This window comes from Limosilactobacillus sp. (genome assembly GCF_022482365.1).
Lineage (GTDB): Bacteria > Bacillota > Bacilli > Lactobacillales > Lactobacillaceae > Limosilactobacillus.
The window spans coordinates 1,056,792-1,069,220 of the sequence record NZ_JAKVPE010000001.1 but is presented as its reverse complement, the minus strand read 5'-3'; the positions used below and the strand labels follow the sequence as shown (position 1 = coordinate 1,069,220).

General features: G+C 55.7%; 12 protein-coding genes. 9 read left to right on the top strand and 3 right to left on the bottom strand.

The window, feature by feature from the left end; genetic code table 11:
- Window positions 1-38: 38 nt before the first annotated feature.
- Entirely contained in the window at window positions 39-1,076 is a 1,038-nt protein-coding gene (locus LKE23_RS05210) for an aldose epimerase family protein (RefSeq protein WP_291976269.1), read from the bottom strand.
- A 163-nt stretch (window positions 1,077-1,239) separates the two neighbouring features.
- On the opposite strand from LKE23_RS05210, the gene LKE23_RS05205 reads away from it, so the two are divergent.
- Together LKE23_RS05205 and LKE23_RS05200 are read left to right on the top strand one after the other, a co-directional pair.
- Complete coding sequence (locus LKE23_RS05205) at window positions 1,240-1,404, top strand: hypothetical protein (RefSeq protein WP_291976268.1); 165 nt, start codon at window positions 1,240-1,242, stop codon at window positions 1,402-1,404.
- Between the two features lie 45 nt (window positions 1,405-1,449).
- On the top strand, window positions 1,450-1,968 hold the full coding sequence (locus LKE23_RS05200; protein WP_291976267.1) for a hypothetical protein: 519 nt from the start codon (window positions 1,450-1,452) through the stop codon (window positions 1,966-1,968).
- A gap of 66 nt (window positions 1,969-2,034) precedes the next feature.
- Here LKE23_RS05200 and LKE23_RS05195 read toward each other — a convergent pair whose 3' ends face one another.
- Both LKE23_RS05195 and LKE23_RS05190 read right to left on the bottom strand, forming a co-directional pair.
- On the bottom strand, window positions 2,035-3,423 hold the full coding sequence (locus LKE23_RS05195; RefSeq protein WP_291976266.1) for a DUF2252 domain-containing protein: 1,389 nt from the start codon (window positions 3,421-3,423) through the stop codon (window positions 2,035-2,037).
- 162 nt (window positions 3,424-3,585) lie between these two features.
- On the bottom strand, window positions 3,586-4,509 hold the full coding sequence (locus tag LKE23_RS05190) for an IS30 family transposase (RefSeq protein WP_152720014.1): 924 nt from the start codon (window positions 4,507-4,509) through the stop codon (window positions 3,586-3,588).
- A 72-nt stretch (window positions 4,510-4,581) separates the two neighbouring features.
- Between LKE23_RS05190 and LKE23_RS05185 the strand changes: the two genes are divergently transcribed.
- The 7 genes from LKE23_RS05185 to LKE23_RS05155 all read left to right on the top strand — a co-directional run bounded on the left by LKE23_RS05185 (window position 4,582) and on the right by LKE23_RS05155 (window position 12,410).
- Window positions 4,582-6,156: a plasmid pRiA4b ORF-3 family protein gene (locus LKE23_RS05185; RefSeq protein WP_291976265.1), complete on the top strand. Its 1,575-nt coding sequence runs from the start codon at window positions 4,582-4,584 to the stop codon at window positions 6,154-6,156.
- Between the two features lie 77 nt (window positions 6,157-6,233).
- The gene (locus LKE23_RS05180) at window positions 6,234-7,283 is read left to right on the top strand and encodes a zinc-dependent alcohol dehydrogenase family protein (RefSeq protein WP_291976263.1); all 1,050 of its coding nucleotides are present in this window, start codon (window positions 6,234-6,236) and stop codon (window positions 7,281-7,283) included.
- A gap of 42 nt (window positions 7,284-7,325) precedes the next feature.
- The gene (locus LKE23_RS05175; protein ID WP_291976261.1) at window positions 7,326-7,913 is read left to right on the top strand and encodes a peptidylprolyl isomerase; all 588 of its coding nucleotides are present in this window, start codon (window positions 7,326-7,328) and stop codon (window positions 7,911-7,913) included.
- A gap of 259 nt (window positions 7,914-8,172) precedes the next feature.
- The gene (locus tag LKE23_RS05170; RefSeq protein ID WP_291976260.1) at window positions 8,173-8,784 is read left to right on the top strand and encodes a GTP pyrophosphokinase; all 612 of its coding nucleotides are present in this window, start codon (window positions 8,173-8,175) and stop codon (window positions 8,782-8,784) included.
- An 11-nt stretch (window positions 8,785-8,795) separates the two neighbouring features.
- Entirely contained in the window at window positions 8,796-9,473 is a 678-nt protein-coding gene (locus LKE23_RS05165) for a response regulator transcription factor (protein WP_291976259.1), read from the top strand.
- Entirely contained in the window at window positions 9,470-10,714 is a 1,245-nt protein-coding gene (locus LKE23_RS05160) for a sensor histidine kinase (protein WP_291976258.1), read from the top strand. The genes LKE23_RS05165 and LKE23_RS05160 overlap by 4 nt, the downstream gene beginning before the upstream one ends.
- A gap of 307 nt (window positions 10,715-11,021) precedes the next feature.
- Window positions 11,022-12,410, top strand: coding sequence for a class II fumarate hydratase (locus LKE23_RS05155; RefSeq protein WP_267200796.1), 1,389 nt, complete (start codon window positions 11,022-11,024; stop codon window positions 12,408-12,410).
- The last annotated feature ends 19 nt before the right edge of the window (window positions 12,411-12,429 follow it).

The following is a 12,429-nucleotide window of genomic DNA, read 5'->3' as shown; positions in this document are numbered from 1 at the left end:
TTTTGCCAATGGCGGTGTTTTTAGTCAGTTGTTAAATTTTAGTATTCAACGTGCCACTTGATCGTGTAGTTCTTTTCTTCGTTGGCCTTCAGGGTGATGTCACCAAATTCTGGGTGGTGAGGTGCGTCCGAAAGTGTCTGGGCTTCCATGGCGATTCCGAGGTGCGGGTGAACCTCACCGTGGTTGTAAACGGCGGGGTCGTCGGAGTTCATGGTGTACATGATCAGGGCGTTCCGGTCGGAGTACAGTTCCATCTTCCGGCCGCTCTGCTTGTCCTCCAGGGTGGCCACTGGTTCAGTCAGGCTTGGTTCAACGACCCAGATGTCATCGAAGCCGTTCTCCTTCGTGGAAGCCATCTGCTTGAGAGCGTCTCCCAGCAGGGTTGGCTTGGAGAAGTCAAATGGCGTGCCGGCGTTTTCGATCATTTCGCCGGTTGGGATCTTGCCGTCGTCAACTGCCAGGTGGTGCTTGGAGTTAACCTGCAGGGTCAGGCCATCAACGGTCTTGGCACCGGCATCGGCCATGTTCCAGTAGGTGTGGTTGGTTGGGTTGAAGAGCGTGTCGCCATCGCTGGTAGCGCCAAACTTCAAGGAGAGGTTGTCGTCGTTGTCCAGCGTGTAGGTAGCGGTGACGTGGATGGTTGCTGGGAAGGTGTCATCCTGCTCGCTCAGGGTCAGGCTCAGCGTGATGCTGGCACTGTCGGCGGTAGTGGCCGTCTTGTCAACGTGCCAGATGTGGTTGTAGAAACCATTCGTCCCACCGTGCAGGGTGTTTTTGCCCTCGTTTTGTTCCAGCTTGTAGTCGTGGCCGTTGATCTGGACCTCACCATCGGCAATCCGCCCGGCAACCCGACCGATCAGCCGGTTGGTGCAGAAACCGTTGTTGGTGAATTCATCCAGGTTCTCTGAGGTCAGGACCATGTCGGCCTTGCCGCCGTCCTTGGTTGGGACCTTGAGGGATTGGAGCAGGCCGGCAAAGTCGAGCACGCTGGCCTGGACACCGTTGTCGTTAGTTAAGACATACTTGGTAACGGGATCACCCTTAAAACTGCCAAATGGCACTTTTGTAATATCCATAATGAAAAAACCTCCTTGAAAGTAAGCGCTTTACGCTATACTTTATATTCTACCACACTTTTTTTGCTATTGTGCAAACGGTTGCAGAGGGTAGAAGGCTTTGACAGGCACTGGCCAGCCATTTAAAATTAAAATAATCATACTAAAAAGCGGGGCATTCAGGATGAAAACGACACGGTGGGAGAACTTTAAGCACGCCTTCAAGCGCAACTTCATTGACTTTTTGCTCATCTTTGCGGCCGAGGATCAGTTTATCCACAAGCACCGCCACAAGAGCAGCCAGATTAATGAACAGGGCCGCTATGGTTCGACTAAGAAGGAAAAATAGTTTATATTAGGGGTAATGATTTTTTATTGTGGGGGATGAATGAACGTGGCAGAAGAAAAGAACGATAGCCAAACCAAGGAATTACTGGTGAACACCAAGGAGGCCCTGGCCAAGGCCGAAAAGGAACTGATTCACGCTAAGAAAGACAAGCACCTGTCCCAAGACGAAAACTTGATGAAGATCATCACGACCAACTACGAGGTGGCCAAGAACAACGTTAAGATGGCTAAGCAGTTGGCGGGTGACAACAAGCCAAGTGCGGCCGCGGCACCGGAACCAACTCCAAAATCAAGTACAATCTCGACCGCGCCGCACAGCGAGCAGTCGGTGGTACGGGGCAACAAGCTGATCTTCACGACGCCGCAGTCTGCGCCGGCCGCGGCATCAACGACCGCCGCAACGTCAACGACGGTTACATTCCCTGAGGAGAGCATGAGCACGGCTTCGACTGCCAATGCCGCCCAGGCTACGAGCACTACGGCTGCCAACGCCGCCAATGCTGGTTCGGCGGACGTTACGATGACCCGGCATCAGTACCGGGAAAAGATGAAGCATAATAAATAATGGTTAACAAAAAACGGGCCGCAACCCTTTGAGATTGCGGCCCGTTTTGTCGTCTAAGCTTAATTTTTAACCATTCTTCTGGACGTATTCCTGGAAGGCCCGGAAGTCCTTGTCAACCTGCTGGACATACTGGTGGGCCCACTGGGCAAGGCCGGTGTCCAGCTCCTTTTGGTGGCGCAAATATCCCCGCAGCATTGGCGAGGTCGGGCTCTGGGCGTGGGCCATGGCCAGGCAGAGGGCGCAGGTCTGGCAGTACAGCTGGTAGCTCGGCAGGTCGAGCCGTTCCAGCTTGATCGATTCCTTCATGTCCCGGAACTGGCGGACGTAGTAGGACCGGTTGCCAAAACGGGTGCTGGCCAGGAAGGGATCGGAGGTCGACTGCAGGACCCGCTGAGCGGTGACGATCCGCCGTCCGGCCAGCATCCCGTTGTCGATCGCCTGCTGGACCTTGAGATTGAGCAGGTTGTAACGCAGCGGCATGGCCTCCTTGACCTGGAGGACCAGGTGCGACCCGTCGATCCCGGTCAGCATCAGGAGGTAGCAACGAGTCCCAAAGCTGCCGACGCCGACGCTATAGCGGATGATGTCGGTGATGTGGAAGTTAGCGAGGAAGACCCGGATGTCCTGGCGAACGTTATCCCGGTAGTGTTCGTAGCCGGCAACCACCTGTTTGTACTGGAGCGGGCTGAGGTGCCGGGCGCGTGGCGGGTTGTCGCGGAAGACCAGCTGGCCGCGATCGTTGATGGTCCCCATCTTGCGGACGATTTCCTCGGAATTGCTGTGCTGGCTCTTCTTGATGATGTTTTGCAGGATCTTTTCCATCTGGGACGGGGCGTCACCGAACTGGTTGATGCTATTGATCATGTCGTGAATTTCAAAGGAGAAGTAGAAAACCTCCGGCAGCGAGAGCTTGTTGGCGTTCTTGATGGCGTGCCGGTAGGTCTTGGTGGTCAGTTCGAGGACCTTGGTGAGCTCGTCCGGAGCAAAGCCGTTCTCGCTACCGGCCAGTTCAATGCTGACCAGGAGGCGTTTGAGGTCGGACTCCCAGTTGCCGATCCGGGCCTCGTCGAAGTCGTTGAGGCCGAAGAGCAGCTTGCGCTCGGGGGAGGCGTAAAAGCCGAAGTTGTTAACGTGGGCGTCACCACAGATGACGATCGGAATCCCGCTCTGGTGTTGTTGCTTCATGTCCTGCTCCATCAGCTCGGCCGTGCCGCGGAAGAAGGCAAAGCGGCTGGCGGTCATTCGTTGGTGCCGCAGGGGCAGGAGCTCGGGGATCATCTTGGCTTCGGTCTGGCTGATGGCGGCCACGGGGTCCCGCTTGACCGGAACGAAGGTCGCCAGCTCTTTACTGGAGACATCCTTGAGGCGTTGCTTGCCCATTTGTTCCAGCTCCGCCTTGGTGTGATTAATTTTGATTCGTTTCAGGTCAAAAAGATCTAGGGATTGTTCATTCACGTTAACCCTTCCTTTCGGGACATATTCTAATGATTTAGTGAAAGTTGGCGGAAGAATTTGAGTTCTGTCGCCAACTCTGTCACAATTATTATAGTAGAAAATAAAGGAGTTGGTAGGGGTGTTTATTGCAATGGCAGATTGCAAGAAATAACTTGAACGAATTTAATGACGTAAATTAAGCAGGAAGATCTCGATTGGTGTGCGCCAGTTAAGACATTTAAGTGGCCGGGAATTCAGATACCAATTGATTTGAACCAGCTGGCGATCGCTCAGCTCTTCAATAGCTTGTCCCTTGGGAATAAATCGTCGCAAAACTCGGTTACGGTTCTCATTACTACCGCGTTCATGTGGTGAATAAGCATGGGCAAAATAAACCGGAGTACCAGTTTGCCGTTCAATTGTCTGATAGTTAGCGAACTCTTTCCCATGATCCACGGTCAGCGTCTTGAGCTTGTCTTGAAGTTGACTAGCTAGTTCAAGTACGGCTTGAGTCATAGACTGACTGTCGCGGCCATGGAGCCGTTTAACAATTGTCAGGCGACTCTTACGCTCCACAAAAGTAGCCACAGCTTGACCTTTACGTTTGCCAGAAAGTACGGTATCAGCTTCAAAGTGGCCGAACTCCTGGCGAGTTTCGACTTTATGAGGACGCTCCTCAATGGAGCGGCCGTGACTGAACGTACCACGCTTTTCTTTAGCACGATGACGACGAATTCCATGATCAGGCAAATCGGGTAGCTGTACATCAAGCCAGCCTTGATCAATCCAGTTATAGACCGTCTTGTAGGCAATCCCAACCACATGGGCAACTTGTTCAGGGGACCACTTCTGGACTTGAATCTTTTCCTCGACCAAGTGTTTAAGGTTTTTAGTGAGCGAAGACTTCCGCCCCCGTTGACTAACCTTTTGTTCAAAGTCAGTTTGCGCTAGCTCAGCCTGGTACTCACTATTTAGCCGGTGAAGTTCGTTAAAGATGGTGGTCTTACTAAAGCCTAAGTAGTTAGCGATGTATCGCAAGGAACGTCCTTCATTATGAAGTGTTTCAATGACAACACGGTTCTGGAATGATAAAATAGTGGTGCTCATCAAGGCCCTTCTTTCTAATGGATTGTACGGTAACACCATTAAAGACCTTGATGGGTTTTTCTGTCCACTTAAATGTTCAACTTAAATTTTACAATCTACCCAATTGAAAATCGGACCGCATCGCATCTGCACGTCAATCCAGGTCCAGTTGCGCGTGACCAGTTTGACAGTCCGGCAACTTGGTCCGTCCGTTCCGCGGGCGATTTCATTATTTTTGTCAACAACGCACTGGCCCTGCCGGTGATTGTCCGTCACCCGCAGCGCTTCAACGATTCACGGGCCTTCGTGACGGCTTTCAAGCGGGAGTTCATCGAGCTATTGGGGGAGCTGCCGGTGCCGCACGCCAAGATCAGCATGATCCGGTCGCACCAGTTCCAAGAGATTGAGTTTACCCGGCAGCTCTCGTCGGCGGCCCAACAGAAGCTGCAGCGCTACCAGAACATGTTGACCGGGCCCAATTCACCGGTTGACTGGGAGGAGCAGCCGACGAATGCCCAGCTGGCCCTCCAACTGGCCGAAAATACCACGCTGCCGGATCCGCAGACCGGTGATTCGGAGACGGTGATCGAACGCTTTGAGGACTATGTTGCCCACAACTACCAGCTGCCGGCCCACCCGCAGCTGAACGAACACAACCGTTCCTACCTGTACCGGAGCGCCTCGCTCAACGACGTTATGAACGCCACGGCGGTCAGCGAGCTCTTCTTGAAGGACTACCAACGCTACCTGACGAACCGGGACAAGAGTGATCAGATCATTGACCGGGACCTCAACGCGGCGGCCGACTACCTCAGCTTTTGCGAGGGCGAGGGGGTCTCGATGTTGGCGGATCTCGGCCTGGTCTACAACTACCTGCTGCACTATGAGGAACTCAACGACGTTCAGATGAGCATGAGTGCAATGCGGAACCTGGGGACGGCGCTGCGGGAACTGGGTCGCTTCATGCGCAACCAGCAGCTCTTCTCGTCGGCCGACTTCGACCAGTTCGTCCAGTCGGTCGGTCAGGGGATCAACGACCACTATTCCCATCAGCGGGTCTACCACCTGCAGCGCCTGCTCCGCAATCTGCAGCAGCAGGCTGAACAGCAGCGGGAGGCGATGGATCGGGGCCGTCATTTTCGGGGCGATGCCTACACCCTGACGGTGACGCTGGCGGACTACCAGCCGACCATGTGGCGCCAGCTGCGGGTCAGCGGGGCAACCCGGCTGGACATGCTCTGTTACCAAATCCTGGCCAGCTTTAGGGCCAACGGTGGGCACCTCTTCGAACTCAACGACGGCGACCACCACTTCCAGCTGCCGGTGTTTGAGAGCGGGGCCGGCAACGAGCAGGACATCGAGCTCCACTGGCTGGGCGAGTATCAGCCGGGTGATGAGTTGACCCTGATCTACGACTTCGGCGACAGCTGGATGTTTGAAATCAAGGTCGAGAGCGTGCAGAAGCAATCCCGGCTGCGCAACGCTGGCATGAGCGGGGCGGTCGTGCTGGATGGCGCCGGAGCGGGAATCATCGACGACATCGGCGGAACGGCCGGCCTGCAGGAGGCGGCTTCGGACGATCCGTCCATCAACCGGACCCCGAACTTCGCCCAGGAACAGGAAGAGTGGCGCCGCCGGGTAGAGCAGCTCCAGGAAATTTACAACTAACGGTGCGCAATTCTTCACAAGCTGGTGAAAAGGACTACAATAGCCTTGTAAAGTCCAATTAAGCGAGGTTGATAGACATGGATAAGCAAATGGATGATTTACCGAAGACAATGAAGGCCTGGGCCGTCACCACACCGGGGCCGATCGACGGGGACCGTGCCCCGCTCAAGATGGTTGAGAAGCCGGTGCCAACGCCAGGCCGGGGCGAGGTCCTGGTCAAGGTTTTGACCTGCGGGGTCTGCCACACCGACCTTCACGTCACGGAGGGGGATTTGCCCGTGCACCAGGAACACGTCACCCCGGGCCACGAGATCGTCGGCCGGGTCGTTGCTCAGGGACCGGAAACCCAGCGCTTTAGCCTTGGCGAGCGGATCGGGATTCCGTGGTTCCGGCACGCCTGTGGGGTCTGCAAGTTCTGTCGGTCTGGTCGGGAGAACCTCTGCCCGCATTCCGTCTACACCGGTTGGGATCACGACGGCGGCTATGCCGAATACGTCACCGTGCCCGAGGGCTTTGCCTACCGGATTCCGGAAAAGTTTGATTCCTTAGAGGCGGCACCACTGCTCTGCGCCGGGATCATTGGCTACCGGGCCTTTGAACGGGCCAACGTTCCAGCTGGTGGCCGGCTCGGTCTCTACGGCTTCGGCGGCTCGGCCCACATCACCGCCCAGATCGCACTGGCCCAGGGGATCGAGGTCCACGTCTTCACCCGGGGTGCCGATGCGCGGAAGTTTGCCCTCCAGCTTGGTTGTGCCTCGGCCCACGGCGCTTACGACCTGTCAGACGTGCCGTTGGATTCGTCGATCATCTTTGCGCCGGTTGGCGACATTGTCCTGCCGGCCATGGAGAGCCTGATTCCGGGTGGAACCCTGGCCCTGGCCGGGATCCACATGACCGACGTGCCAGCCCTCAACTACCAGAAGCACCTCTTCCACGAGAAGACGATCACCAGTGTCGAGAGCAACACGCGGCGTGACGGTGAGGAGTTCCTGACCCTGGCCGACCGGCTGGATATTCACCCCGAGGTCCACGAGTACGCCTTTGATCGTGCCGACGAAGCCCTGAAGTACGTCAAGCGGGGCGACATCAAGGGGGCCTGCGTGCTGCGGGTTAGCCAGGACGACTAGTCCCATGGTATGATTAAAAGAAAAATGAAATGAGGAATGACAATGGATTATCCACAACTTGCACTGGACCAGGCAAAGGGTCCGAAGGCTGAAATCAAGACCAACCTGGGGACGATCACGGTGCAGCTCTTTGACACCCTGGCTCCCAAGACGGTCAAGAACTTCGTCGAGCTGGCCAAGAAGGGCTACTACGACGGCGTGACCTTTCACCGGGTAATTCCGGACTTCATGATCCAGGGTGGGGACCCCACTGGGACCGGCCGCGGTGGCGAAAGCATCTACGGCCACGCCTTTGAGGACGAATTCTCCGATCGGCTGTTTAACTTCAACGGGGCCCTTTCAATGGCCAATGCCGGCCCGAACACCAACGGCAGCCAGTTCTTCATCGTCTCCAACGAGCACGTGCCGGCCAACATGGTTGAGCAGATGAAGGCTGCCGGCTTCCCGCAGGAGGCGATTGACCACTACGCCAAGGTTGGTGGCACGCCATGGCTGGATCACCGCCACACCGTCTTCGGTCAGGTGGTCTCCGGCATGAATGTCGTCCAGCAGATCAGCAAGGTGGCCCGCGACCAGATGGATAAGCCGAAGGACGACGTTGTGATGGAAAAGGTCACAATTGACGAATAAATGATTAAGGAGGCTGGGAAATTAACCTAGCCTCTTTTCTGTTATATAGCTTATAAATGCTGCAGCGCGGTAGCCGGCTGGATTCCGAACGTTGATAAATCAACGCCCGAAATGCCTAGCCGGCCTCGCGGGGGTGGGACGACGAACTCGCAAGCGAGTTCTGTCCCACCGCCTTTTTTTAGTTTCGGTAAAAACGGGGCGCGGCCTTTTTCTATTAACTAGTGAGTTGTTATAATGGAAACATTAGGAGTGAATAAAAATGTCAATCTATGGTTCTTACGACCAGGTTCTGCCCAAGATCCTGGAAACGACGCGCACGCGCATCCAACAACTGAATGACCAGGTCGTAGCGGCCGACCAGCCGAAACTATACGAGCACCTGATTGGCCGGGTCAAGGAGCCCGCCAGCATGGAGGAAAAGTGCCGGCGCAAGGGCTACCCGGTCACGACCGAGTCGGCCCTGCGCCGCTGCCGGGACGCGGTTGGTCTGCGGATCGTCTGCAACTTCATCGACGACATCGATCGTTGCCTGACCCAGCTGCGCCAGGCCGACTGGTGCACGATTGTTAAGGAAAAGGACTACATCACCAACGCCAAGCCCAACGGCTACCGCAGCTACCACCTAATTCTGGACGAAGAGACCCCATACACGGACATTGAAGGCCAAAATCCCGGGCACTTCTTCGTCGAGATCCAGCTGCGGACGATCGCCATGGACTCCTGGGCCAGCCTGGAACACGAAATGAAGTATAAACACGATATCAAAGATCCGGAACGAATTAGCCGGGAGTTGAAGCACTGCGCCGACCAGCTCGCCTCGTGCGACGTTCAGATGCAGACGATTCGCCAGCTGATTCACGAAGACGATTAGGGGATGGAACAATGAGAATTTTAGTAGCGGAAGACGAACAACAACTGGCCCACGTCCTGGCAACCGCCATGCGGACCAAGGGCTACCAAGTCGACGTGGTTGGTGACGGTCAGGCCGCCGTTGATCACGCCCAGGAGAATCCCTACGACGTCATCATCTTAGACATCATGATGCCGGTCAAGTCGGGCCTGGAAGCCTTGAAGGAGATCCGGGCCAGCGGTGATTCGACCTACGTGATGATGCTGACGGCGATGGGTGAAGAGGACGACCGGGTTAACGGCCTCGATGCGGGGGCTGACGACTACCTGACGAAACCCTTCTCCTTAAAGGAACTGCTGGCCCGGCTGCGTTCCCGGGAGCGCCGCAGTGAGGAATTTAACCGCGACGTCATCCAATTTGGCGACCTAACCTTAAACAGCAACGACCAGTCCCTGGAAAGCCACAATTCGATCAGCCTGACCAGGAAGGAAAGCCGTCTGCTCCAGTACCTGATCTTAAACGCCGGCAAGAGCTTAACGGCGGAGGAACTGGTGAACCACGTCTGGTCCGATGAGGAGGCCGATGCCGAGGACGTCTGGATCAACATCTCCTATCTCCGGCAAAAGCTGCAGTCGATCCGCTCGGCCGTGACCATTGTCGGCGAAAAGGGCGGCCCCTTTTCGATTGAGCGGGCGGTGACCAGTAAATGATCCAAAAGTTTCGCTATAAGTTCATCGCCATGTCGACCACGGCCCTGCTGGTGGTCATCATGACGATCGTCGGCAGCATCTGTGGCCTGACTTACTACCACGCCCGTCAGGAGGTCAACAACGTTTTGACCATCCTGGTGGACAACGAGGGCCAGCTGCCGACCAGTGGCCAGACGAAGCATTACCCGCAGCCGCAGTATACGCGCGAGGGGCTCCAGCAGTACCGCTACTTCAGCGTCACTTTTGACCGGGCCGACCAGCTGACCAGCGTGGAGGATGATCACATCACCAGCATCGGTCCTCAAACCGCCAAGCGGCTGGCACAGCGGGCGGTCAAGCGCGGCCTGAAGAACGGGCAGATGCGCTACCAGGGGGTGGCCTACGCCTACCGGATTCGCAAGCAAAAGAAGGCGACCACCGTGGTTTTCCTGGATGAGTCGCTGCTGATGGCACGGACGACCGAGCTGATGCACACCGGGACCCTGCTTGGGGTAATCGTGTTGCTTCTTTACGCCCTGCTTTTGACGCTCTATTCACGGCGGGCGATCCGGCCGATCATCCAGGCCGAGCACCGGCAAAAGCAATTCATCACCAACGCCAGCCACGAGTTGAAGACGCCGCTGACGGTCATCTCCGCCAACACGGAGATGCAGGAGCTGCTGGGTGGGGAAAACGAATGGACCAAGAGTACCCGCCAGCAGGTTGACCGCCTGACCAAGTTAATCAACAACCTGGTTTCCCTGGCCCGGATGCAGGAACAGCCGGACATCACGATGGCCCCGGTCGACATCAGCAAGCTTGCCACGAGCGTTAGCCAGAGCTTTTCTAGCGTGGCCAAGTCGGGGGACAAGCAATTTGTAACAAAGATCGCCCCGAATCTGGTGGTGACGGGGGATGAGAACCTCCTGCGCGAGCTCTTCAACATCCTGCTCGACAACGCCAACAAGTACTGCGATCCCCAGGGGACCATCCGAATGACCGTTCAACCGGCTAAGCACACTAAGAACGCCGTGATCACCGTCGCCAACACCTACAAGGAAGGCGAAAACGAGGACTACCACCGCTTCTTTGAACGCTTCTACCGGGCCGACGAGTCCCACACCAAGAACGGCAAGAGTGGCTTTGGGATCGGTCTTTCGATGGCCCAGTATCTGATCAAACTGATGAAGGGCAAGATCAGCGCCAAGTACGCCGATCATTCGCTGGCCTTCGTGATCACGCTGAAATTAAGTGAGAAGTAATCAGCAATCTTTACAAAGAACGTCCAATTACTTTGTGATCCTGATCTTAAATTACCTAAATCTCAAGAAATTAACTTAACAATTTCTTGAGATTTTTTGTTTGGCTGGCTTGTGAAAAAATAATTAGTGCTATCAGCAAAGTCAATCGTGTTAGAGCTTACAAGCCTCAACATAAGTGAAATTTATTAAGTGCTAAAGGTTTGACTATGCCCCATTCTGGGCGGTAGGATAGTGGTTTAAATGATGTGTAGCATTTCACAATCTACATGATCACACTGACTGTTAAATTAATTTGGAGGTTTTCAAAATGACAGAATACCGTACTGAAGAAGATACTCTCGGCCCCGTTCAAATTCCCGCTGATGCCCTGTGGGGACCACAGACGGAGCGGAGTCGCCACAACTTTCCGACTGGCCAGTACATGCCCCTCGCCATTATCCGCGCCCTGCTGAACATCAAGAAGGCCGCCGCCCAGGCGAACATGGAAACCAAGGCGATTTCCACCGAAAAAGGTGAACTGATCGTCCAGGCCATCGACGAGTTACTGTCATTAAGCGACGAGGAGCTGCGCCGTGACTTCCCACTGAAGGTCTACCAGACCGGTTCCGGGACCCAGACCAACATGAACACGAACGAAGTAGTTGCCCACAAGGCCCACCAGCTCAACCCGGACATTGAGATCCTGCCAAACGACGACGTCAACAAGGGTCAAAGCTCCAACGACACCTTCCCAACGGCCATGAACGTGGTGGCCCTGGAGGCCTTGGACAAGCTGAAGCCGGCCGTTCAGCACATGATCGACGAGCTGAAGGTTAAGCAGGACAAGTACTGGAAGACGGTCAAGGTTGGCCGGACCCACCTGCAGGATGCCGTTCCGTTGACGTTTGGCCAGGAAATTTCCGGCTACGTGGCCGCCCTGGAACACGATCTGGACTACATCAAGACCCTGGAGCCAACGCTGAACGAACTGGCCATCGGTGGAACCGCCGTGGGGACCGGGCTGAACGCCGCCCCTGGCATGCCGGAAAAGATTGCCGAAAAGCTGAGCGAGGTTTACGGCCTGCACCTGACCGCCAAGAGCAACAAGTTCTTTGGCCTGGCCAACCACTCCGGCTTAGACGTTGTCCACGGCGCCCTGAAGACCCTGGCCGCCGACATGTTCAAGATTGCCCAGGACCTGCGTTTCCTCGCTTCAGGTCCGCGGGCCGGCTACGATGAATTGAACATCCCGGCTAACGAACCGGGTTCCTCCATCATGCCGGGGAAGGTTAACCCAACCCAGGCGGAAGCCGTTACGATGGCCGCTATCCGGGTCTTCGGAAACGACACCGTAGTTACGATGGCCGCTTCCCAGGGGAACTTTGAAATGAATGTTTACAAGCCGGTCATGATCGACGCCTTTCTGGAATCCGCCGACCTCTTAACCGGGACGATCACCGGCTTTGCGGACAAACTGGTTCACGGCCTGACCGTCAACGAAAAGCGGATGGCCGAACTGGTTGACAACTCCCTGATGACCGTGACCGCCCTGTCACCACACATCGGTTACCACGACAGCGCTAAGATTGCTCAGGCCGCTGACAAGGCCGGCAGCACGCTGAAGGAAGCGGCATTGAAGTCCGGTAAGGTTACCGAGGCCCAGTATGACGAATGGATGGACATGCTCAAGATGACCAACGTTGATCGTCAGGACTAATTCAAAAAGGAGCTAAAAC

Bases quoted from the DNA above. Each gene is read 5' to 3' on its own strand.
- LKE23_RS05165 (WP_291976259.1), top strand. From the start codon at position 8,796: ATGAGAATTTTAGTAGCGGAAGACGAACAACAACTGGCCCACGTCCTG.
- LKE23_RS05160 (WP_291976258.1), top strand. From the start codon at position 9,470: ATGATCCAAAAGTTTCGCTATAAGTTCATCGCCATGTCGACCACGGCC.
- LKE23_RS05170 (WP_291976260.1), top strand. From the start codon at position 8,173: ATGTCAATCTATGGTTCTTACGACCAGGTTCTGCCCAAGATCCTGGAA.
- LKE23_RS05155 (WP_267200796.1), top strand. From the start codon at position 11,022: ATGACAGAATACCGTACTGAAGAAGATACTCTCGGCCCCGTTCAAATT.
- LKE23_RS05185 (WP_291976265.1), top strand. From the start codon at position 4,582: ATGTTCAACTTAAATTTTACAATCTACCCAATTGAAAATCGGACCGCA.
- LKE23_RS05175 (WP_291976261.1), top strand. From the start codon at position 7,326: ATGGATTATCCACAACTTGCACTGGACCAGGCAAAGGGTCCGAAGGCT.
- LKE23_RS05210 (WP_291976269.1), bottom strand. From the start codon at position 1,076: ATGGATATTACAAAAGTGCCATTTGGCAGTTTTAAGGGTGATCCCGTT.
- LKE23_RS05180 (WP_291976263.1), top strand. From the start codon at position 6,234: ATGGATAAGCAAATGGATGATTTACCGAAGACAATGAAGGCCTGGGCC.
- LKE23_RS05190 (WP_152720014.1), bottom strand. From the start codon at position 4,509: ATGAGCACCACTATTTTATCATTCCAGAACCGTGTTGTCATTGAAACA.
- LKE23_RS05205 (WP_291976268.1), top strand. From the start codon at position 1,240: ATGAAAACGACACGGTGGGAGAACTTTAAGCACGCCTTCAAGCGCAAC.